General features: G+C 68.9%; 23 protein-coding genes. 12 read left to right on the forward strand and 11 right to left on the reverse strand.

All coding sequences use genetic code 11. The features are described from left to right. Window positions 1–4: 4 nt before the first annotated feature. Window positions 5–1165 (reverse strand): ADP-forming succinate--CoA ligase subunit beta, encoded by a 1161-nt coding sequence (gene sucC, locus AC1RCS_RS14420; protein WP_218297170.1) that lies wholly within the window; start codon window positions 1163–1165, stop codon window positions 5–7. Between the two features lie 221 nt (window positions 1166–1386). Between sucC and argC the strand changes: the two genes are divergently transcribed. Next, complete coding sequence (argC, locus tag AC1RCS_RS14425) at window positions 1387–2319, forward strand: N-acetyl-gamma-glutamyl-phosphate reductase (RefSeq protein ID WP_492245186.1); 933 nt, start codon at window positions 1387–1389, stop codon at window positions 2317–2319. Window positions 2320–2426: 107 nt separating this feature from the next. Here the strand turns inward: argC and recX are convergent, their stop codons facing one another. Together recX and recA are read right to left on the reverse strand one after the other, a co-directional pair. Then, a complete protein-coding gene (gene recX, locus AC1RCS_RS14430) occupies window positions 2427–2891 on the reverse strand; it encodes a recombination regulator RecX (protein WP_218297172.1) in 465 nt (154 codons plus the stop codon). Between the two features lie 83 nt (window positions 2892–2974). Continuing rightward, the gene (gene recA, locus AC1RCS_RS14435; protein ID WP_218297173.1) at window positions 2975–4048 is read right to left on the reverse strand and encodes a recombinase RecA; all 1074 of its coding nucleotides are present in this window, start codon (window positions 4046–4048) and stop codon (window positions 2975–2977) included. 142 nt (window positions 4049–4190) lie between these two features. On the opposite strand from recA, the gene AC1RCS_RS14440 reads away from it, so the two are divergent. Further along, a complete protein-coding gene (locus tag AC1RCS_RS14440) occupies window positions 4191–4679 on the forward strand; it encodes a MarR family winged helix-turn-helix transcriptional regulator (RefSeq protein ID WP_492245187.1) in 489 nt (162 codons plus the stop codon). A gap of 45 nt (window positions 4680–4724) precedes the next feature. Here the strand turns inward: AC1RCS_RS14440 and AC1RCS_RS14445 are convergent, their stop codons facing one another. The 3 genes from AC1RCS_RS14445 to AC1RCS_RS14455 form a co-directional block, all read right to left on the reverse strand. Next, the gene (locus AC1RCS_RS14445) at window positions 4725–5225 is read right to left on the reverse strand and encodes a Clp protease N-terminal domain-containing protein (RefSeq protein WP_492245188.1); all 501 of its coding nucleotides are present in this window, start codon (window positions 5223–5225) and stop codon (window positions 4725–4727) included. Between the two features lie 17 nt (window positions 5226–5242). Beyond that, window positions 5243–5473, reverse strand: a complete 231-nt coding sequence (locus AC1RCS_RS14450; RefSeq protein ID WP_492245189.1) for a helix-turn-helix domain-containing protein — start codon at window positions 5471–5473, stop codon at window positions 5243–5245. Between the two features lie 83 nt (window positions 5474–5556). Beyond that, window positions 5557–6525: a LysR substrate-binding domain-containing protein gene (locus AC1RCS_RS14455; RefSeq protein WP_492245190.1), complete on the reverse strand. Its 969-nt coding sequence runs from the start codon at window positions 6523–6525 to the stop codon at window positions 5557–5559. Between the two features lie 108 nt (window positions 6526–6633). On the opposite strand from AC1RCS_RS14455, the gene AC1RCS_RS14460 reads away from it, so the two are divergent. The 5 genes from AC1RCS_RS14460 (at window position 6634) to AC1RCS_RS14480 (ending at window position 12149) form a co-directional block, all read left to right on the forward strand. Continuing rightward, window positions 6634–7599, forward strand: coding sequence for a tripartite tricarboxylate transporter substrate binding protein BugE (locus tag AC1RCS_RS14460; RefSeq protein WP_218297178.1), 966 nt, complete (start codon window positions 6634–6636; stop codon window positions 7597–7599). A gap of 201 nt (window positions 7600–7800) precedes the next feature. Continuing rightward, window positions 7801–8727, forward strand: a complete 927-nt coding sequence (locus AC1RCS_RS14465) for an N-formylglutamate amidohydrolase (RefSeq protein ID WP_492245191.1) — start codon at window positions 7801–7803, stop codon at window positions 8725–8727. Window positions 8728–8809: 82 nt separating this feature from the next. Further along, entirely contained in the window at window positions 8810–9484 is a 675-nt protein-coding gene (locus AC1RCS_RS14470) for a response regulator (protein WP_218297180.1), read from the forward strand. A gap of 64 nt (window positions 9485–9548) precedes the next feature. Next, window positions 9549–11000: a sensor histidine kinase gene (locus AC1RCS_RS14475; protein WP_218297181.1), complete on the forward strand. Its 1452-nt coding sequence runs from the start codon at window positions 9549–9551 to the stop codon at window positions 10998–11000. Window positions 11001–11156: 156 nt separating this feature from the next. Next, the gene (locus AC1RCS_RS14480) at window positions 11157–12149 is read left to right on the forward strand and encodes a tripartite tricarboxylate transporter substrate-binding protein (RefSeq protein ID WP_218339509.1); all 993 of its coding nucleotides are present in this window, start codon (window positions 11157–11159) and stop codon (window positions 12147–12149) included. Between the two features lie 3 nt (window positions 12150–12152). On the opposite strand, the gene AC1RCS_RS14485 is transcribed toward AC1RCS_RS14480, so the two are convergent. The 4 genes from AC1RCS_RS14485 to AC1RCS_RS14500 form a co-directional block, all read right to left on the reverse strand. Continuing rightward, on the reverse strand, window positions 12153–12917 hold the full coding sequence (locus AC1RCS_RS14485; RefSeq protein WP_492245192.1) for a DUF6882 domain-containing protein: 765 nt from the start codon (window positions 12915–12917) through the stop codon (window positions 12153–12155). Between the two features lie 83 nt (window positions 12918–13000). Further along, the gene (locus AC1RCS_RS14490) at window positions 13001–13696 is read right to left on the reverse strand and encodes an SPOR domain-containing protein (protein WP_492245193.1); all 696 of its coding nucleotides are present in this window, start codon (window positions 13694–13696) and stop codon (window positions 13001–13003) included. Window positions 13697–13853: 157 nt separating this feature from the next. Next, entirely contained in the window at window positions 13854–14729 is an 876-nt protein-coding gene (locus tag AC1RCS_RS14495) for a biotin--[acetyl-CoA-carboxylase] ligase (protein WP_218339462.1), read from the reverse strand. Then, window positions 14726–15352, reverse strand: coding sequence for an SET domain-containing protein (locus AC1RCS_RS14500; RefSeq protein ID WP_218297185.1), 627 nt, complete (start codon window positions 15350–15352; stop codon window positions 14726–14728). The genes AC1RCS_RS14495 and AC1RCS_RS14500 overlap by 4 nt, the downstream gene beginning before the upstream one ends. A 137-nt stretch (window positions 15353–15489) precedes the next feature. Here AC1RCS_RS14500 and AC1RCS_RS14505 point away from each other — a divergent pair, with 137 nt between their 5' ends. The 5 genes from AC1RCS_RS14505 (at window position 15490) to AC1RCS_RS14525 (ending at window position 20668) form a co-directional block, all read left to right on the forward strand. Then, window positions 15490–18417 (forward strand): DNA topoisomerase III, encoded by a 2928-nt coding sequence (locus tag AC1RCS_RS14505; RefSeq protein WP_492245194.1) that lies wholly within the window; start codon window positions 15490–15492, stop codon window positions 18415–18417. After that, on the forward strand, window positions 18414–18632 hold the full coding sequence (locus tag AC1RCS_RS14510; protein ID WP_492245195.1) for a hypothetical protein: 219 nt from the start codon (window positions 18414–18416) through the stop codon (window positions 18630–18632). The genes AC1RCS_RS14505 and AC1RCS_RS14510 overlap by 4 nt, the downstream gene beginning before the upstream one ends. A 110-nt stretch (window positions 18633–18742) precedes the next feature. Then, window positions 18743–19522 (forward strand): helix-turn-helix transcriptional regulator, encoded by a 780-nt coding sequence (locus AC1RCS_RS14515; RefSeq protein WP_492245196.1) that lies wholly within the window; start codon window positions 18743–18745, stop codon window positions 19520–19522. Between the two features lie 115 nt (window positions 19523–19637). Next, complete coding sequence (locus AC1RCS_RS14520) at window positions 19638–20243, forward strand: YbhB/YbcL family Raf kinase inhibitor-like protein (protein WP_369643703.1); 606 nt, start codon at window positions 19638–19640, stop codon at window positions 20241–20243. A 74-nt stretch (window positions 20244–20317) separates the two neighbouring features. After that, entirely contained in the window at window positions 20318–20668 is a 351-nt protein-coding gene (locus AC1RCS_RS14525; protein WP_492245197.1) for a DUF4124 domain-containing protein, read from the forward strand. Between the two features lie 3 nt (window positions 20669–20671). On the opposite strand, the gene AC1RCS_RS14530 is transcribed toward AC1RCS_RS14525, so the two are convergent. Continuing rightward, window positions 20672–21682: a Bug family tripartite tricarboxylate transporter substrate binding protein gene (locus AC1RCS_RS14530; protein WP_492245198.1), complete on the reverse strand. Its 1011-nt coding sequence runs from the start codon at window positions 21680–21682 to the stop codon at window positions 20672–20674. Window positions 21683–21724 lie beyond the last annotated feature (42 nt).

The following is a 21724-nucleotide window of genomic DNA, read 5'->3' on the forward strand; positions in this document are numbered from 1 at the left end:
GGGCTTACTTGACGGCAGCAACGATCTTGGTCGCAGCTTCGGCCATGGTGTCTGCGGCGATGATGGGCAGGCCGGACTCGGCCAGCATCTTCTTGCCCAGCTCTTCGTTCGTGCCCTTCATGCGCACGACCAGCGGCACGTTCAGGTTCACGGCCTTGCAGGCGGTGATCACGCCGGTGGCGATGGTGTCGCACTTCATGATGCCGCCGAAGATGTTGACCAGGATGCCTTCGACCTTGGGGTTCTTGAGCATGATCTTGAAGGCTTCGGTGACCTTCTCGGGGGTGGCGCCGCCGCCCACGTCCAGGAAGTTGGCCGGCTCGCCGCCGAACAGCTTGATGGTGTCCATGGTCGCCATGGCCAGGCCGGCACCGTTCACCAGGCAGCCGATGTTGCCGTCCAGGCTGATGTAGGCCAGGTCGAACTTGGATGCTTCCACTTCGGCTGGATCTTCTTCGTCCAGATCGCGGAAAGCCACGATGTCAGGGTGGCGGAACAGCGCATTGGCGTCGAAGTTGAACTTCGCGTCCAGGGCCATCAGGTTGCCCTTGGAGTCGCAGTTCAGCGGGTTGATTTCCACCAGCGACGCATCGGTGTCCATGTAGCACTTGTAGATCTTGGCGAAGATGTCCACGGCCTGGTCGACGGAAGCGCCGGTCAGGCCGATGGCGGCTGCGACCTTCTTGCTCTGCTCGGTGGTGATACCGGCAATCGGATCGATCATCTCGGTGATGATCTTCTCGGGCGTGGAGTGCGCCACTTCCTCGATGTCCATGCCGCCTTCGCTCGAAGCGATCAGGGCCACCTTCTGCGTGGCGCGGTCGGTGACCAGCGAGACGTACAGTTCGTTCTTGATGTCGGCGCCGTCTTCGATGTACAGGCGGCGGACCTTCTGGCCTTCGGGGCCGGTCTGGTGCGTCTTGAGCTGCATGCCCAGGATCTCGCCAGCGATGCGCTTGACGTCGTCGATGGTCTTGGCAACCTTCACGCCGCCGCCCTTGCCACGGCCACCGGCGTGGATCTGGGCCTTGACGACCCACACGGGGCCGCCCAGTTTCTGGGCTGCTTCCACGGCTTCTTGCACCGTGAATGCGGGAATGCCGCGCGGAACGGGCACACCAAAATTGCGCAAGATTTCCTTGCCTTGGTATTCGTGAATCTTCATGAGGTCTCTCTCAGGGAAGGATGGTGGTTACCCGTTTGCCATGAACAACAAAATGTCTGGCCGCGGGCTGGGGACATGGCAACCAGCGACTGTATCATGTTGCAATGCACCATCCTTGTGCGTGGCTGACGGCTTCGCCGCGCCTGCCGGGTGGCAGTTTCTTGGCTTTTCTCGTGGTTTCTTGGCAGACTTTGCTGCCCATTTTTTGCAGGAGCACCCTTATGTCCAGAGTCTTTATCGATGGCGAAGCCGGCACCACGGGCCTGCAGATCCGTGAGCGCCTGCAGGCCATGCCGCAGATCGAGCTGGTCAGCATCGCGCCCGAGTTGCGCAAGGACCCTGCCGCGAAACGCGACCTGATTGCCGGCGTGGATCTGGTGATCCTGTGCCTGCACGACGATGCTGCGCGTGACACCGTGGCGATGGTGGACGAGATTGCCCGGAGCACGGGCCGCAAGGTCAAGGTGATCGACGCCAGCACGGCCCACCGCACGGCGCCCGGCTGGGTGTTCGGCTTTCCCGAGCTGGCCGTCGGCCAGCGCGAAGCGGTCGCGCAGGCGGACCGCGTGGCCAATCCCGGCTGCTATGCCACCGGTGCGATTGCGCTGCTGCGCCCGCTGGTGGATGCGGGCCTGGTGCCCCCGGACTTCCCGCTCGCCCTGCCCTCGGTCAGCGGCTACTCGGGCGGCGGCCGGACCATGATCGAGGCCTATGAGGCCGGCACGGCGCCGTTGTTCGAGGCCTATGCGCTCACGCTGCAGCACAAGCACCTGCCCGAAATCATGCGTTACACGGGCATCACCCGCCGGCCCATCTTCGTGCCGTCGGTAGGCAACTTCCGCCAGGGCATGCTGGTGCAGCTGCCGCTGCATCTGGACCTGCTGCCCGGCGCGCCCAAGGCGGCCGATTTGCACGACGCGCTGGCGGCGCATTACGCCAGGAGCAATACACCCGAGCAGTGGGTCAGCGTGCTGCCCGCCACGGCCGACGGCAAGCTGGATGCGACCGCGCTGAACGACACCAACAAGCTGGAGCTGCGCGTGTTCGCCAACGAAGAGTACCGGCACGCGGTGCTGATCGCGCGCCTGGACAACCTGGGCAAGGGCGCCAGCGGCGCGGCCGTGCAGAACCTGCAGCTGATGCTGGGCCTCTGACGGCGGAGATAGGTGTGGGGACAACAGGCGGCTCTGGAGCGTGGCCGCCTGTGCTGTCTTCTGGGTCCCGGGGCCTTGGGGCGCCGCCCCTGCCCGCGTGACCGGCCCTAGATCTCGCCCTGGATTTCCGGCGCTTCGCCACGCACGACGCGCCGGGTGATCTCGCCCGAAAACCCGCGTGCGGTCAGAAAGCGGACTTGCCGCGCACGTTGCTGCGCATCGTCCGCCACGGCGCCAAACTTGCGCAGCCACAGTGCATGGGCGCGTGCCCATTCGCTGCCTTTGAGTTGGTCGAGGGCGTGCTGAACCGCCTCGGGGCCGATGCCCTTGGCGTGCAGCTCCTGCCGTATGCGCTGGGAACCCAGGCGGCCCGCGCGCTGGTGCAGCACGGATTCCACCACCCGGGCCTCGCTGATGAAGTCGCGCGCCTGCAGGTCTTCCAGCAGGGCCTGCAGGTCGTCGCCCTCCTGCACATGCGGCGCGAGCTTGCGCCGCAGTTCAGCGAGCGAGTGCTCGCGCTGGCTCAGCAGCCGCAGCGCCCGCCCCTTGAGCGAGAGCGTGGTGAACCCCATGGCCTCTTCTTTGCTTTCAATTCAATAGCTGCCAGCGCTTGTCAATCAAGCGCTGGAAGGCAATCTGGCTTGAATTGTGGCGGTCATTCGGCCGCGGCGGCAGGGGCCTGCAGCGCGTCGGGCAGCAGCGCAATGCCCAGGCCCTCGCGCACCTTGTTCTCGATCTCGCGGGCAAGGTCGGGGTTCTCGCGCAGGAACTCGCGCGCGTTGTCGCGGCCCTGGCCGATCTTCTCGCCGTTGTAGGCGTACCAGGCGCCCGACTTCTCCACGATCTTGGCGGTCACGCCCATGTCGATGATCTCGCCCTCGCGGCTGATGCCCTCGCCGAACAGGATGTCGAACTCGGCCGTCTTGAACGGCGGCGACACCTTGTTCTTGACCACCTTGACCTTGGTTTCGTTGCCGATGGCCTCGTCGCCCTTCTTGATGGTGCCGGTGCGGCGGATGTCCAGGCGCACCGAGGCGTAGAACTTGAGCGCGTTGCCGCCGGTGGTGGTTTCGGGGCTGCCGAACATCACGCCGATCTTCATGCGGATCTGGTTGATGAAGATGACCATGCAATTGGTCTTCTTGATCGTGGCCGTGAGCTTGCGCAGCGCCTGGCTCATCAGGCGGGCCTGCAGGCCGGGCAGGGCGTCGCCCATCTCGCCTTCGATTTCGGCCTTGGGCGTGAGCGCGGCCACCGAGTCGATGACGATCAGGTCCACGGCGCCCGAGCGCACCAGGCTGTCCACGATCTCCAGCGCCTGCTCGCCGGTGTCGGGCTGGCTGATCAGCAGGTCGGACAGCTGCACCCCGAGCTTCTGGGCGTATTGCACATCCAGGGCATGTTCCGCGTCCACGAACGCGCAGGTGCCGCCCTGCTTTTGCATCTCGGCAATCACCTGCAGCGTGAGCGTGGTCTTGCCCGAGGATTCCGGGCCGTAGATCTCGACCACGCGGCCGCGCGGCAAGCCGCCCACGCCCAGGGCGATGTCCAGGCCCAGCGAGCCGGTGGAGACCACCTGGATGTCCTCGATCACTTCGCCTTCACCCAGGCGCATGATCGTGCCCTTGCCGAATTGCTTCTCGATCTGGGCGAGCGCGGCGGCCAGGGCCTTGGCCTTTTCGGTGTTCACGGGCAATGCGGGGTTGGTGCCTTTGACTGCGACGTCCATGAGAAAACTCCTTGAGAAACAATGGGTTGGGTGCCTGCACCGCTCTGCGGTTAATCACAGGCTGGATGCTTGAACAGTAGTTTATGCGAGTCGTCGCGGGGCATTCAAGCTCAATTTAGTCAGTTTGCCTGACAATGTGCGGATGCCTGATATGCCTCTTCCTTCACCCGCCGAAGAGGGCTGGCGCCAGACCCACCTGGGCCGCCTGTTCGGCCACGCCATGCGGCGCTTCGACGCGCGCGTGCTGCAACTCATGGCGCACAACGTGGAGGTGCCGCTGGCGCTGTCCAACCTCGCGGCGCGCGACCAGGTGAGCGCCGCCCACGTGCACATCACGCGCCACCTGGCGCTGCAGGGCGACCGGCTGACCGACCTGGCCCAGCGCGCGGGCATGACCAAGCAGGCGATGGCCAACCTGGTGGACCAGTGCGAGGCCTGGGGCCTGGTCACGCGCGAGGCCGATCCGCTGGATGCGCGTGCGCGCCGCGTGTGCTTCACGCCCACGGGCCTGGCCTGGCTGCAGGCGTTTCGCGATGCCGTCGCGCAGGCCGAGGCGGAGTTCCGGGCGGAGGTGGGCAACGACGTGGCCACCGTGGTGGCGATCGGGCTGGAGGCCTATGCGGGCGGCTAGGCTGCTGCACGGTCATCCAGGCGCCCCGGGGTGTGGGCCTGGCCTTCAGGCGCGCGGGGCGCTCTCCTGCCGCGCGGCGTGGCTCAGCGCGTGGGGGTCCAGCCGCAGCGCGCGCAATGCCCGCGCCGCCACGCCCTGCGGCGTGGCCGCGATGAGCGCCACCACGTGCGCACCCAGCAAGGGGCCGGGCTGGCCCTTGCGGGCCTCCGCCAGTGCCTGGATGAGGCCCTCGCCGGAGGGCTGCGCGCGGTAGATCCCGGCCTGCGGCGCACAGGGTGCGGCGGGCGGCATTTCGGCATCAATGCCGATCTGCGCCAGCGCATCGCGGTACTGCTGTTCGATCGCGGCGGGCAGGGCGTCCGGGTTCGCGCCAACGCGCGCGAAAGCGCGGCGCGCGGAGCCGTCGGGCAGCTCGATGGCGGCCAGCAGGAAGTGCTCCACGCCCGGTTGCGGCTGGCCCCGGGCGCGGGCGTGGTGCTCGGCGCGCGTGCACAGCCGGTGCAGGGTGCGCATGTCGTTCAGGCGCTGGCGGATGTGTTGCAGCATGGGTAGGAGTCCTTCCATCATCCAGGGTGGGCGGGGCGCGTGGCCTGGGGAGAGAGCCGCTTGTGCGCCGCCTGCTTGCTGACGCCCAGGGCCTGGGCAATCTGCGCCCACGACCACCCCCGCTCCAGGGCGGTGGCCACGGCCGCCGCCTCCAGCCGGTCGGCCATCAGGCGCAAGGCCACCACGGCGGCCAGCGCGGCTTCGGGGTCGTCGTGCGGGGGCAGCAGCAGGGGCGGTGGGCTCGGCATTCGTCAACTGTAGTTGACGGAACTCGTATCGTCAACAAGGGTTGACGACAGGGCCGGGAGCCTGGCCCGGGGGGGGCGGGCCCTCAGGGCGCCGGCCCGGTGCCAGCCGCGGCGCCCGTGGGCGGGGGCGCCGCGCCTGCGGGCTCCGCGCACGCCAGCAACCACTGCCGGAAGCACTGCAGCGCATGCAGCTGCGTGCGGCCTTCGGGGTAGCAGAGCCAGTAGCCCACCTCGCTCTGGTAGCCCCCGCGCTGGACGGCGGCGGCCAGCGGCTCGCGCACCAGGCCGGCGGTGATCTCGTCCTGCACCAGGCAGCGCGGCACCAGGGCCAGGCCCATGCCGGCCATCACCGCGCGGATCATGGTCTGGAACTGGTCGAACTGCGGGCCGGCCAGCGGGTCGAGCTGGCCCTGTACCCCGTGCGTCTCGCTCCAGCGCAGCCAGGCCTCGGGCACGGTCACATGGCGCAGCAGCGCGTAGCGCGCCACGTCGAGCGGGGTGTGGATGGGCCAGTCCGCCACCTTGGCGCGCGGGGCGATCAGGGCCACGTCGTTGCCCGTGATGTAGTGGGCGTGGGCGCCCGGCCAGTGGCCATCGCCGAACAGGATGGCGCAGTCGAGCTCGGGCCGTTCGAAGTTGTAGCTGTGCACGTACGGCACGAAGTGCAGCGTGACCTGCGGGTGCTGCTGCTGGAACTGCGGCAGGCGCGGAATGAGCCACTTGGCGGCGAAGGTGGGCAGGCTCGACAGGTGCAGCGCGCCGCCGCCGTCATCGCTGGTGATCAGCTCCAGGGTGGCGGCCTCCAGCTGCGCCAGCACGGCGCGCACGGCCTTCTCGTAGCGCTCGCCCGCGGGGGTCAGCGCCAGGCGCTTGCGGCTGCGCTCGAACAGCGGCACGCCCACCCAGGCCTCCAGTTCCTTCACCTGCTTGCTCACCGCGCTCTGCGTGAGGTGCAGGGCCTCGGCGGCCCGCGAGACGCTGCCGAAGCGCGTGACGGTGGAAAACGCCCGCAGCAGGTGCAAGGGGGGTGAAAGGCGGCGCAGGGAAGACATCGTAAGTTATCAAATCATTCCATATGGGAATGTTATCAGGCATATCCATTGCTTGGTAGGGCTCGTGGATTCCATTAATCTCAACCTACCCCATAGGAGAAATGTCCCATGCAACGCCGTCATCTGCTCTCAGCCCTGGCCACAGTATCTTTCGTTCCTGGAATAACTCTGGCGCAAGAAGGCAAGCCCCTGCGCATCATCGTGCCCTTTCCGCCCGGAGGCGCCACGGACATGACCGTGCGCAGCCTGCAGGAGTCGCTGGCCCGCATCCTCAAGCAGCCCGTGGTGCTGGAAAACCGCGGCGGCGCGGGGGGCTCCATCGGCATGGCCGAAGCCGCGCGCGCTCCGGCCGACGGCCTCACGCTGGGCGTGGCCACGCTGTCCACGCATGGCGTGAACCCCGCCGTCTACAGCAAGCTGCCCTACGACCCCATCAAGGACTTCGTGGGCGTGACCGAGATGGTGAAGGCCCCCGGCGTCGTGGTGGTGAACCCGGCCGTGCTGCCCGTCAAGGACTTTGCCGACCTCGTGAAGTACCTGAAGGCCCATCCCGGCAAGGTTTCGTATGCCACGCCCGGCAACGGCACCATCGGCCACATGTGGGGCGAGCTGTTCAAGAGCAGCACCGGCACGGCCATGGTGCACATTCCCTACCGCGGTGCGGGCCCGGCCGTCAACGACGTGCTGGCCGGCCAGGTGGCGGTGTACTTCGATCAGGTGGCTTCCTCGCTGCCGCACATCAAGTCCGGCAAGCTCAGGGCGCTGGCGGTGTCCTGGCCCGAGCGGCTTGACGTGCTGCCCGATGTCCCCACCTACGCACAGCTGGGTTTCGCCAACAACAACGACCCGTCCTGGTTCGGCCTGGTGGCTCCCGCGGGCACGCCCGCGGCCGCGGTGGACCGCATCCAGCAGGCCGTGGCCCAGGCGCTCAAGGAGCCCGCCGTGCGCGAGCGCCTGGCGGGGCAGGGGCTGTACCCGTCGGGCACCACGTCCCGGGACTTCACGGCGCAGATCGCCCGCGAGATCGACAAGATGAAACGGGTGGCGGCCTTTGCGAAGGTGGCGCTGGATTGACATGGGCCCCCGCTGAGGCGCCTCGCGCGATCCACCCCACGGGCGGTGGCGGGCCGGCGGCCAGGGGGAGCCCCATTTTCTTCGATACCGGGCCCCTGGGCCCGGCGGCCACAGCTGGAGGAGTCCGTCTCAGGGATAACCATGGTCTCCAACCGGTCCGGGCGGCTAGGCCGGCCGCCCCACTTTGCGCACACTCTGCCTATGCATGCCGCTTTGAAACTGATCAACCGACGATTCCAGCAGGCCCAGCCCGGTGCCACCGGTTCCCCCGGCACCCCGCTGGCGCCTGCGGCCTTCACCTACCTGCCCGGCACCACGGCGCTGGTGCTCGATTCGCCGCACAGCGGCACACAATACCCCGCCGACTTCGGCTCGGCCTGCGACCTGCCCACGCTGCGCCGCGCCGAGGACACGCACGTCGAGAAGATCTACGCCTTTGCCCCCGCGCTGGGCGTGGCCTGGGTCGAAGCCCACTTTCCCCGCATCTACCTCGATGCCAACCGCGACACGACCGAGCTCGACACCTCCCTGCTCGACGGCGAGTGGACCGGCCCCATCTCCACCGACCCCCAGGTGCTCAGCAAGGTGCGCCTGGGCAAGGGCCTGATCTGGAAGTTCACCGACGAGGGCGAGCCCATCTACAGCCGCCAGCTCACCGTGACCGAGGTGCGCGCGCGCATCGACCGCTGCTGGCGCCCCTACCATGCGGCCGTGGCCCAGGCCATCGACGCCGCCCATGCGCGCCACGGCTACAGCATCCACATCAACTGCCACTCCATGCCCGCCGTGGCGGGGCGCTTCGCCACCGAGTTCCCGGGGCTGGAGCACGCGGACTTCGTGGTGGGCGACCGCGACGGCACCACCGCCAGCCCGGCGCTGTCGGCGTTGGTGTGCGAGCACCTGCGCGGCTGTGGCTACAGCGTGGAATACAACCACCCCTACAAGGGCGTGGAGCTGGTGCGCCGCTACGGCAACCCCGCGCAGCACCGCCACAGCATCCAGGTCGAGATCAACCGCAAGCTCTACATGGACGAGGGCACGCTCGCCCAGCACCCCGAGGGCATGGCCCGGCTGCAGGCAGACCTGCAGAAACTGGTGCGCCTGCTGCTCGCACACGATCCGCGCTGACGCGGCGCGCAGGGGCGGGGCCATCCTAGAATCGAGGGCAGGCGCGGCGCCAGACCGCAGCCAACCCTCAAGGAGACACCGCATGCGCATCCTCATTGCCGAAGACGACCAGGTGCTGGCCGATGGCCTGCTGCGCACGCTGCGGGCGTCGGGCGCCGTCGTGGACCACGTGGCCAGCGGCAGCGAGGCCGACGCGGCCCTGCTGACCAACAACGAGTTCGACCTGCTGATCCTGGACCTGGGCCTGCCCCGGATGCACGGGCTGGAGGTGCTCAAGAAGCTGCGCAGCCGGGGCTCGGCGCTGCCCGTGCTCATCCTCACCGCGGCCGACAGCGTGGAAGAGCGCGTCAAGGGCCTGGACTTCGGTGCCGACGACTACATGGCCAAGCCTTTCAGCCTGCAGGAGCTGGAGGCGCGCGTGCGGGCCCTCACGCGCAGGGGCATGGGCGGCACCAGCAGCGCCATCAAGCACGGCCCGCTCGTGTACGACCAGGCCGGCCGCGTGGCCACCATCGACGGCAAGATGATCGAGCTGTCCGCCCGCGAACTGGGCCTGCTGGAAGTGCTGCTGCAGCGCGCGGGCCGCCTGGTGAGCAAGGAGCAGCTGGTGGAGCGCCTGTGCGAATGGGGCGAGGAGGTGAGCAACAACGCCATCGAGGTCTACATCCACCGCCTGCGCAAGAAGATCGAGGGCGGGCCCATCCGCATCGCCACCGTGCGCGGCCTGGGCTATTGCCTCGAAAAGATTCCAGGGTAGCTCCTGAAATGATAGCTGCTTGCGCTTTCTAGACGGGCGCCAGTGGCTCAAAGGGCTTGAAACCTTGAAAATCTTCCAGCGAGAGCAGCGCTCCCTCTTCGGCGAGATCCTTGACTGGATGCTCACGCCGCTGCTGCTGCTGTGGCCCGTGAGCCTGGCGCTCACCTGGCTCGTGGCCCAGGGTCTGGCCAACAAGCCGTTCGACCGGGCGCTGGAGTACAACGCCCATGCGCTGGCCCAGCTCGTGTCCGTGGTGGGCGGCAAGGTGCAGTTCAACCTGCCCCAGCCGGCCAGCGAAATCCTGCGCGCGGACGACTCCGACATCGTCTACTACCAGGTCATCGGCCCGGGGGGCGAATTCCTCTCCGGCGAACGGGAACTGCCCGAGCCCGCCAGCGACGAGGTGCCCCTGTCCGGCGAGGTGCGCCTGCGCGACGCCGAGATGCGCGGCATCGAGATCCGCGTGGCCTACATCTGGGTGCGCTTGCCGCTGGAGGGCACGCCCGTGGCGCTGGTGCAGGTGGCCGAGACGCGCGAAAAGCGCAGCGTGCTGGCCACCGAGATCATCAAGGGCGTGATGCTGCCGCAGTTCGTCATCCTGCCGCTGGCGGTGCTGCTGGTGTGGCTGGCGCTCGCGCGCGGCATCCAGCCGCTGAACCAGCTGGAGCAGCGCATCCGCGCGCGCAACCCCGACGACCTCTCGCCGCTGGACGACCGCACCGTGCCGCTCGAGGTCGCGCCGCTGGTCTCGTCGGTGAACGACCTGCTCACGCGCCTGAACGACTCGCTGGCTACGCAAAAGCGTTTCCTGGCCGACGCGGCGCACCAGCTCAAGACCCCGCTGGCGGGCCTGCGCATGCAGGCCGACCTGGCCCAGCGCGAAGGCACCAGCACCGAAGAGCTCAAGCGCTCGCTGCAGCAGATCGGCCGCTCCAGCATCCGCGCCACGCACACCGTGAACCAGCTGCTCGCATTGGCGCGCGCGGAAGGCAGCGGCGTGGGCATCGCGCGCCAGCCCTGCGACCTGGCGCGCCTCGTGATCGAGGTGGTGCGCGACTCGGTGCCGCGCGCGCTCGAAAAACACATCGACCTGGGCTACGACGGCGCCGAGCCCGGCTCACCCGGCGTGCTGCTGGACGGCAACCCCACGCTGCTCAAGGAACTGGTGCGCAACCTGCTCGACAACGCCATCAACTACACGCCTTCCACCCCCGCCAAGCCCGGCGTGGTCACGGCCCACGTGCTGGCCGATACCTTCGGCCACGTGCTGCTGCTGCAGGTGGAAGACTCCGGCCCCGGCGTGCCCGAGGCCGAGCGCGAGCTGGTGTTCCAGCCCTTTTACCGGGCGCTGGGCAGCGAGGCCGACGGCTCGGGCCTGGGCCTGCCCATCGTGCTGGAGATCGCACGCAAGCACGGGGCCGAGGTCACGCTGGAAGACGCGCGCCCTGGCCACCACCCGCCCGGTGCGCGTTTCAGCGTGCGGTTCGCGGCGCGGGATGTGGTGGCGGGGTCCTGAGCCAGGCCGGGTGCACCCCGCCGCACGGCCTTTCGCGCAGCGGCACATTCCGCGCCGGAATGGGATGAGTTCCAAACGTCGTTAGCCAGCCCGGCCATGCCTCTCCAGAATGGGCCGCACATGCCGCGAGGCGAGGAGAGGACCACGATGACGACGATGAAACGGCGCAAGCTGCTGATCTCCACCGCCGCTGCCTGCCTGGGAGGTGCTGCCCAGGCGCAATCCGCCCCGGTGTCCACGGGCAGCGCACGGCCCCTGCGGCTGCTGGTGCCCTTTGCCGCGGGCGGCGCCACCGACATCACGGCGCGCGCCCTCGCCGGCCCGCTATCGCAGTTGCTGGGTGCACCCGTGGCCGTGGAGAACCGCCCCGGCGCGGCCGGTGCCACCTGCATGGCCGAGGTCGCTGCCGCCGCGCCCGACGGCGCCACGCTGGGCGTGGCCACGCTGTCCACCCATGGCGTGAACCCAGCCGTCTACAAACACCTGCCCTACAACGCGCTGGACGGCTTCACCCCCGTCACCGAGATCGTCAAGGCCCCGGGCGTGCTGGTGGTGCACCCCGGCCTGCCGGTGCGCGATTTCGCGCAGTTCATGCAGCACCTGAAGGCGCGGCCGGGCCAGCTGGCCTATGCCTCGCCGGGCAACGGCACCATCGGCCACATGTGGGGCGAGCTGCTCAAGAGCAGTGCCAATGTGCGCATGGACCACCTGCCCCAGGCGGGCGCCACCGCAGCACTGGCCGAGGTGCTGGCGGGCCGGGTGCCGGTGTACTTCGACCAGGTGGCGTCGTCGCTGCCGCACATCCAGGCCGGCCGTTTGCGGGCCCTGGCCGTGTCGTGGAGCCGGCGCCTGGCCCTGCTGCCCGAGGTGCCCACCTACGCCGAGCTCAGCCTGTTCTCGAACAACGACCCGTCCTGGTTCGGCCTGGTGGCCCCTGCGCACACGCCGGCCGCCACGGCGCGGCGGCTGCGCGACGCGGTGGCCACGGTGTTGCGCGAGCCCGCGGTGCTGGCGCGCCTGGGAGAGCAGGGGCTGTTTGCCTCGGGCAGCCTGCCGGACGAGTTTGCCGCGCAGATCCGCAAGGAGGTCGAGAAGATGCGGCGCGTCAGCCGGTTTGCGCGCATCACGCTCGGCAAGGACGCAGCGTGACGGCTATGCCGCAGGCGCATGCGGCGGACGCAGCGCGCGAAGGGACATCAGCGCCATGAAGAGAAAGCCATTCTGGGTGGGCGCGCGGTACACCCCCAGCGCGCACAGCACCTGCGCCGCCACGCCCGCGAGTTCCCAGCCGTCGGTCTCGTCCGCTTCCCAGCGCGGCACCGTCAGGGGCGCAAAGCCGCGCTCGTCGCCCCACTCCCACACCGCGGGAATGCGGGCCACCACCTGGGGATCGTTGTGGAAATTGGCCCAGGCCCACAGCCAGGTGCCGCTGGTCCGGGAAATCGATCCGATGAATTCAATGTCCGCCACCAGCCGCGGCACGCCGGCGTGCGAGAAGGTGAGCGTGCCCTGCACCTGGTCATAGTCCCAGCGCTCGAAGCGCGAGATGCCGTGGTCCGTCTCCAGGGCATCCTGCTTGCCCACCAGGGCCTGGTGGCTTTCGGTGACCGCGTCCACCCAGGCGTCGTGCGGAGCATCCGCCATGGCGCCGACACTCTGCGCCATGGAGTCCTGGTAGCAGTGGTGGCAGATGATCTGCAGGTCCAGGCAGTCCTCGTTGCGCTCGTTCCACTCGCCGCCCTCCCGCTCCAGGGCTGCCTGGCAACTGGCGCACCAGGCGTCGGGAAAGGGGCAGTCCGGCGCCGGCATGTCGCAGAACCAGCGCTGCGCCGGCTGGCGGCACAGGTGCCCGCAGACGTAGGTGGCGGTGGCTTCGCCGTGGCGGTTGCAGTGGATGGCGGAGAGTTCTTCGGTCATGGCGCGGGGCTCGCGAAAGGAGGGGCGGAATCGAAGGAGGGGCGCGGAACGCCGGGCGCGACCGCCAGCGCGGCCACCACGGTTCAGCCGCAGGCGCGCATCGTCTTGCCGGCCATCGCCGTGCGCAGGGCGTCCAGCTGGGGGCGCAGCGATTCGGTCACGGCGGGCAGTCGCAGCGTGAAACCTGCCGTGTCCGGCCGCTCCTGCACCACGCGGGCCGTGCGCACGCCCTTGCCGCCCAGGGTGGCCAGCTCGCGCTCGGCGGCCTCCTTCGAGGCGAAGCGGCCCAGCGAAAGGCCGAATTCCAGGGTGCCGCCCGCGCGGTCGTGGTCGACCTTGCGGGCACGCAGTTCGGCCCGTTTCCTGTCCAGCGTTTCCAGGTCCTCGAAGCGGCCCATGTAGACCATCCAGCGGCCCGGCACGGGCGTGGGCTCGAGCAGCCAGCTGCCCTGGGGCAGGTTGGCGGCGGCGGCGCGCAGGGCGTCGGCCTGGCGTTCGTCGAACACGCCCGCCTGAAGGCATTCGCCGGTGTCGGGCGGGGTGGGGGCCTCGGCGGAAGCCGCAGCCGCTGCGCTGGGGGCGGCGGGCGACGCGGCGGCGGGAGCCTTGCCGGAGTTCACCCGCAGGATCTGCAGCGTCTCGGGCCGTATCTGCTGGTCCATGCGCTGGGGCTCGGCCTGCTCCTCGGGGGCGAAGCCCCAGTCCCGAAGCAGCCCTTGCGACCACGCGTAGTAGGCCGCGTTGGCCAGCAGCAGCGCGATCACGGCAAGTCGCAGCATGGGGGCCCTTCCTTGTTTTCCCGCCGGTTGTCCATGGGGTTGCGCGTCCTCGTCCCCGCCCGCGTGGCGGGCCCGCCCAGGGCCAGGGCCGCCCTGGAGCGGGCGTCGCCAGGCCACGACGGGCGGCCTCCGCCCCGATGGAGAGGCGCGGCGCGGCTCAGGGGGGGCTCCCCAGCTCTTGCACGGCGCTGGGCCGCACGCTGATCTCGGAACTGGTGATCGCCTGCATGCCGCCGGCCGTGTGCACCAGGAGCGCGCCGTCCTCGCCCACGCCGTGGGCCGTGCCCGCGGTGCCGTCGCTCAAGGCCACGGCACGGCCCTGCAGCACGTCGCGGGCCGCGAAACGTGGCTGCATGGGGCCAAAACCGTAGCCTTCGAACGAGCGCAGCATGCCGATCAGCGGCGGCACGATGCGCAGCAGGGCGGCGGGTGCGTCCAGGCCGGGCTCCACGTCCTGCAGGCTGCCCGGCGGCATGCTCATGCCTTCGCTGCCACGCGGCAGCACGTTGATGCCGATGCCCACGACCACGTAGCGCGCCGTGCCGGCTGGCCCCTGCGGGGACGGCGCGGCCCCCTGGAGCGCCACGAAACTGGCCGTCTCGACCAGGATGCCGCCCAGCTTGCGGTCGCCACCCGCGCCGCCCAGCCACAGGTCGTTGGGCCATTTCAGGCCCACGCGGGCGGCCTGGCCCGCACCCAGCGGCGGCAGCACGGGCTGCAGGCTCTCGGCCACGCTCACGCCCACGGCGAGCGACAGCCCCGACCAGTCGCGCGGCGCGAGCGGCAGGCCCAGGGACATCATCAGCGAAGACCCCACATCGCTCTGCCACGCCCGCCCCATGCGGCCCCGACCGGCGGTCTGCTGCTCGGCCACGAGCAGCGTGGGCTCGCACTGGCCGGCGCGGGCGCGGCGCATGAGTTCGGTGTTGGTCGAGTCGATGCTGGGCAGCACCTCGACGGTAAAACCGGGTAACAGCGGTGACACCGCCTCCCACACGGCCTCGGCGGGCCAGCGGATGGGGGCGGCGGTCACTGGCGGCGGCCTTTCCGGGCGCCGGGCTGGAGGTTCCCTGGGACTGGCTGGGTGGCCTTGGCGGTTTTGGTCGGTTTGGCGGGCAGGGCGGGCTTTGTGGCCGCCTTGGCGGGGCTGCGCGGCACCGGCGGCGCCCAGCCGCGCTTGGGCGCGAGCAGCGTGCCGCGGCAGTTGTCGCTGCCGCACCAGCAGGGGTATTCCGCCTTCAGCTTGGGCGTGTAGCGCTCTTCGATGATCAGCCCGTAGTCGTAGTTCAGCTCTTCGCCCGCCTTGATATTGCGCAGCGCCGTGATGAAAATGCGGCCGTCCCGTTCATCGGCGTAGCAGTTGGGGTTGCAGCTGTGGTTGATCCAGCGCGAGGAATTGCCGCCGAACTTTGCGTCGATCACGCGGTCTTCATCCACGTGGAAGTAGAACGTGTGGTTGGGCTGCAGGGGGTCGTGCGGGTGGCGGTCCTGCGCCTCCTGCCAGGTGATGACCTCGCCGGTGTACTCCACCAGCACCTCGCCCTCGGCGATGTCCTGGGCGGCGAACACGCCGTTGCCATGGACGCCCGAGCGCCGGGTCTGGATGCGGCGTCCCGGTGCGGCGGTGGGGGCGGCGGGCGAGGCAAAGCGGGGCATGGCAAAAACTCTGTTAACTTGATAGTGCACACATGTGTGCGTGCGCGTGTATGCGCGCGAAACCCGAATTGTAGGAGCGACCGGGCCGGAACCGGGCGCTCAGAACGAACGACGACGATGACAGGCAAGAGCCCCAAATGACCAAGACCCTGGTAATTGCAGAGAAACCCTCCGTGGCGCAGGACATCGTGCGCGCGCTCACCCCCGTGGCGGGCAAGTTCGACAAGCACGACGACCACTTCGAGAACGACCGCTACGTGGTCACCAGCGCCGTGGGCCACCTGGTGGAGATCCAGGCGCCCGAGGAATTCGACGTGAAGCGCGGCAAGTGGAGCTTTGCCCACTTGCCCGTGATCCCGCCGTACTTCGACCTGAAGCCCGTGGACAAGACCAAGACGCGCCTGAACGCGGTGGTCAAGCAGGCCAAGCGCAAGGACGTGACGCAACTCATCAACGCCTGTGACGCGGGCCGCGAGGGCGAGCTGATCTTCCGCCTGATCGAGCAGTACGCCGGCGGCGCCAAGCCCCTGGGCAAGCCCGTCAAGCGCCTGTGGCTGCAGTCCATGACGCCCCAGGCCATCCGCGACGGCTTCGACGCACTGCGCACCGAGCAGCAGATGGCGGGCCTGGCCAGCGCCGCCCGCAGCCGCAGCGAGGCCGACTGGCTGGTGGGCATCAACGGCACGCGCGCCATGACGGCGTTCAACTCGCGCGACGGCGGGTTCTTCCTGACCACCGTGGGCCGGGTGCAGACGCCCACGCTGTCGCTGGTGGTGGAGCGCGAGGAAAAGATCCGCAAGTTCGTGAGCCGCGACTACTGGGAAATCCACGCCACCTTCGGCGCGCAGGCCGGCGAGTACCCCGCCAAGTGGTTCGACCCCAAGTGGAAGAAGGGCGAGGACGTGGAGATGCGCGCGGACCGCGTGTGGTCCGCCGCCGAGGCCACGGCCATCGCCAACGCCGTGCGCGGCCAGCAGGCCACCGTCACCGAAGAGAGCAAGCCCACCACGCAGGCGTCGCCCCTGCTGTTCGACCTGACCAGCCTGCAGCGCGAGGCCAACGGCAAGTTCGGTTTCTCGGCCAAGACCACGCTGGCGCTGGCGCAAAGTCTGTACGAGCGCCACAAGGCCCTGACGTACCCGCGTACCGACTCGCGCGCGCTGCCCGAGGACTACCTGCCCGTGGCCAGGCAGACCTTCGAGATGCTGGCCGACAGCGGCATGCGCCACCTCGCGCCGCACGCCGCCACGGCGCTGAGCAACAACTACGTGCGCCCGTCCAAGCGCATCTTCGACAACAGCAAGGTGAGCGATCACTTTGCCATCATCCCCACGCTGCAGGCCCCCAGCGGCCTCTCCGACGCCGAGCAGAAGCTGTACGACCTGGTCGTGCGCCGCTTCATGGCGGTGTTCTTCCCGAGCGCCGAATACACCGTCACCACCCGTATTTCCACGGTGGCGCCCCACAGCTTCAAGACCGAAGGCAAGGTGCTGGTCAGGCCCGGCTGGCTGGCCATCTACGGCAAGGAAGCCGCCGATGAGGTGGAAGGTGGCAAGGACGGCGACAAGGGCCAGAACCTCGTGCCCGTGAAGCCCGGCGAAAGCGTGAGCACCCTGGCAGCCGACCCCAAGGGCCTCAAGACCAAGCCGCCCGCCCGCTACTCCGAAGCCACGCTGCTGGGCGCCATGGAAAGCGCCGGCAAGCAGATCGACGACGACGAGCTGCGCGAAGCCATGCAGGAAAAAGGCCTGGGCACGCCCGCCACGCGCGCGGCCATCATCGAAGGCCTGTTGACCGAAAAGTACATGCTGCGCGAAGGCCGCGAAATCATTCCCACGGCCAAGGCCTTCCAGCTCATGACGCTGCTGCGCGGGCTGGAGGTCGAGGAACTGTGCCGCGCCGACCTGACCGGCGAGTGGGAGTTCAAGCTCTCGCAGATGGAAAAGGGCCAGCTCAGCCGCGAATCCTTCATGGCCGACATCGCCGCCATGACCGAGCGCATGGTCAAGAAGGCCAAGGAATACGACCGCGACACCATCCCCGGCGACTACGCCACGCTCGAATCGCCTTGCCCCAACTGCGGTGGTGTGGTCAAGGAGAACTACCGCCGCTTTGCCTGCGTGGGCAAGCCTGGTGCCGAGGGTTGCGGCTTCAGCTTCGGCAAGTCGCCAGCCGGCCGCACCTTTGAGACAGCCGAGGCCAACGCCTTGCTGCGCGACAAGAAGATCGGGCCGCTGGAAGGTTTCCGCTCCAAGGCCGGCTGGCCCTTCACCTCCGAGATCGTCATCAAGTACGACGACGAGGCGCACAACTACAAGCTCGAATTCGACTTTGGCGACGACAAGAAGGGCGAGGAGTCTGGCGAGCTCGTGGAGTTTGAAGACGCCGCGCTCGGCCCCTGCCCCATCTGCGGATCGGAAGTGCACGAGCACGGCAGCAACTACGTGTGCAGCAAGGCCGTGCCCACCGCCGCGCAGCCCACGCCCAGCTGCACCTTCAAGAGCGGCAAGATCATCCTGCAGCAGCCCGTGGAGCGCGAGCAGATGCACAAGCTGCTGGAAACGGGCAAGACCGACCTGCTCGACAAGTTCGTGAGCATGCGCACGCGCCGCGCCTTCAAGGCCCACCTGGCGTGGGACAAGGAGGCGGGCAAGGTCAACTTCGAGTTTGCGCCCAGCAAGTTCCCGCCGCGCCCAGGTGCTGCTGCAAAAGCAATAGCAGCCAAAGCAGGCAAGCCAAGCGCTGCGGCCAAAAAAGCCGCCAAACCTGCCGCTGCCAAGAAAGCGCCGGCCACCAAGACCGCTGCCGCCAAGGCACCGCGCAAGGCCGCCGCAGGCAAGGCCCCCAGCGCCGCCCTGGCCGCCGTGATCGGCACCGAGCCCGTGGCCCGTCCCGAGGCGGTCAAGAAGATGTGGGAATACATCAAGGCCCACAACCTGCAAGACCCCAAGGACAAGCGCACCATCGTCGCCGACGACAAGCTGCGCGCCGTGTTTGGCAAAGACAGTGCGGGCATGTTCGAGCTGGCGGGCATTCTGGGCAACCACCTGGGTGGCGAAGGATGAAGCCACGCGCAGCATCCGCAGCATCGCCTGTGTGGGGCTTCTGGCGCACCGCGCTGGTGGCTCTCGCGGTCGTTGGCGCGCTGGGCGGCTGCAGCAGCACGACAGGTTCTGCGCGCTCCAGCGACCCCGCGAGCCCGCAGCAACCGCAGGGCGCCAGCGGCGTCACCGTGTTTGGCGATATCGATGTGGGCGTGACGCGGGAGCGCACGCGCTGACGCGTGGTGTGCTGCCTTGCAGGCCGTCCCCGCTGAACCTGCCGAACCTGCGCGGAGCCAGCCTTTCCGCCCCCACGGTCGATGATGGAACCTGAACCGCAGGGGAAAGAATGATGGGCGAACCCGCGCTGTCCTTGCAGATCGCCACCACGGTGCACCACCGCATCCACACCGTCACCGTGCGCATGGATTCGGTGGGCTGGGTGGTGTCGGGCACCAAGCACCTGGTCACGCCCGGCGGCGGGCACCGCTACCCCAGCGGCCGGGTGTTCGTGCTGCCGCGCGGCGCGCAGTGGGAGGTGGTCAACGACCCGGCGCCCCAAGGCCGCTATGTGGCGCGGCTGCTGTGTTTCGCGCCCGAGCTGGTGGCGCAGTTCCACCGCCAGTTCGGCCAGTTCGCGGCCATTCCACCAGTGCAAGGCTGCGCGGGCCTCGCGGCCGACGCCGCCTTTGAAGACAGCTACATGCGCGCCGTGGCCGCGCTGGAGAGCGACGCCAGCTCGCAGGCGCTGCGCGAACACCGCGCGCTCGAAGTGCTGCTGATGCTGGCTGAGGCGGGCATCGTCTTCGCCCCGCCCGGCGAGCTGGGCTGGGCCGAACGCGTGCGCCGCCTGGTGGGCCCCAGCCCGCAGGCCGACTGGACGGTGGAGCGCATCGCCAGCGCCTTTGCCACCAGCGCCAGCACCTTGCAGCGCCGCCTGGCGCAAGAGGGCGAGACCGTGAGCCAGTGCCTGCGCGACGTGCGGCTGGAGACGGCGCTGGTGCTGCTGCAAAGCTCCGCGCTGCAGGTGTCCGAGATCGCTGCGCGCTGCGGCTACGAGTCGCACAGCCGCTTCAGCGCGGCCTTCCGCGAACGCTTTGGCTTTCCGCCCTCGCAGCTGCGGCCCTGATTCCTGCGGCTGACGCGCAGCGCACAGCCATTGACGCCACCGGGCCAATGCGAAGGCGCGGCGCGCAGCACCATCAAGCCCTTGTTTCACACCGCTACTGCAAGGAGCTTTTCAGATGCCCCACCCACTTTCACGCCCCCTTCGCGTTGGCACCGCCATCGCGGCACTCGCCACGATCGGTTTGGCCCCAGCCGCCCACGCCCAGGCCTTCGCGCTCACCAGCCCCGACTTTGCCGAAGGCAGCACACTGCCCCAGCGCTTCGAGTTCAAGGGCTTTGGCTGTGCGGGCGACAACCAATCACCCGCCCTGCGCTGGAGCGGCGCGCCTGCTGGCACCCAGAGCTTCGCCGTCACCGCCTACGACCCCGATGCCCCCACCGGCTCGGGCTGGTGGCACTGGTCGGTGGTCAACATCCCCGCCAGCACCACCGAGCTGCGGTCCGACGCGGGTGCTGCTGGCGGCGCCAAGCTGCCCGCAGGCGCCAGCCATGTGCGCATTGACTATGGCGTGGCCGCCTGGGGCGGGGCCTGCCCGCCCGAAGGCGATGTGCCGCACCGCTACATCTTCACCGTGCACGCGCTCAAGGTGCCGCGCCTGGACCTGCCTGCCGACGCCACCGCTGCGCTGGCCGGCTACATGATCAACGCCCACAGCCTGGGCAAGGCCACGCTCACGGCGCGCTACGGGCGCCCTGCGGCCAAAGGCAAGCAGCAGCCGTGATAGGGCGCGGCCCGGTGGGCGATGCGATGTTTTAAGCTTGGTGGTCGCCCACCACCACGCCACAGGCCCACCCCATGCGCAGCACCCGCGAACGAGCCCTCTGGTCCCTCCTGGCCGCATTGCTGCTGGCCGCCGCGGCCGCCGCATGGTGGACGGCCGACCAGTGGCTGCCCCACGCCGGGCCGTGGACCGAGCAGGCCTGGAAGAAGATCACCCGCCCCGGCCCCGACACCTTGCCGCCCGGCAAGCAGCAGCCCGCCGCACAAGCCCGCGCTGCGCACGGCGGCGCGTCCGAGCCCGCGGCCCCGCAGCCGCGCAAGTGCGTGAAGGACGGCCGCACCACCTACACCGACCAGCCCTGCCCCAAGGGCACGCAGGAGCTGCCGGTGGATGGCGCCGTCACATCACTTCCACCCCCGCGCTGAACCTCAGTTCACCGTGGCGCCGGAGGTGCGAATGATGTCCTGCCACTTGTTGGTCTCGGCCTGCATGAAGCTTTCGAACTCTGCCGGCTTGTTGCCGACCACCTCGCCGCCCAGGTCGATCAGTTTTTTATGCATGTCCGGCTGCGCCACCACCGAGCGGATGTCCTTGCTGATCTGTTCCCGCAGCGGCTTGGGCATTGAGGCCGGGGCCAGCACGCCGAACCATGTGGCCGCTTCGAAGTTCTTCATGCCCGCCTCGGCGAAAGTGGGAATGTCGGGCACCTTCTCGACGCGGCTGCCGTTGGCCAGCGCAAGGGCCGTGAGCTGGCCCGTCGCGATGTGGGGCAGCACCACGGTCAGCGTGGCGAACATGGCGTCCACCGAACCGCCCATCAGGTCGGTGATGGCGGGGGCGTCACCGCGGTACGGCACGTGTGCCATCCGGGTCTGCGCCTTGGTGTTGAACATCTCGCCCGCCAGGTGCTGGGCCGTGCCATTGCCGGGCGAGGCGAACGAGGCCTTGTCCGGGTTGGTCTTGGCGTAGCGGATGAAATCTTCCAGCGTGCGCACGTTCAGGCCCGGTCGCACCACCAGCACCAGCGGCACCTTGGCGATCAGTGTGAGCGGCGCAAAGTCGGTCACGGGGTTGAAGTTCAGCTTTTTGTAGATGCTGCCGCTGATGGTGTGCGCCGACGTCGTCATGTACAGGTTGTAGCCGTCACCGAGCAGGCGGGACACTTGCGCTGCGGCCAGCGTGGTCCCTGCTCCGGGTTTGTTCTCGATGAAGACCGGCTTGCCCCAGAGCGTGGCCATTTTTTCGGACACCGAGCGCGCCACGATGTCGGTGGCGCCGCCGGCGGCGTAGGGAACGATGATCTTCACCGGGTTGGCGGGAAAGGGCGCGGCCTCGCCCTGCGCGTGCGCCAGACCGGCGGCGGCCGGACCCATGCAGACGATGGCAACGGCGCTCAGCAGGCGGCGGCGTGCGGGGGAACGGGGGGCTTGCAGTGGCATGTCTCTGTGTCTCCTTGATTTGTTGGGGTGCGTGCGCGGCAA

The sequence above is a fragment of the Acidovorax sp. GW823-FHT01C06 genome (genome assembly GCF_058798375.1).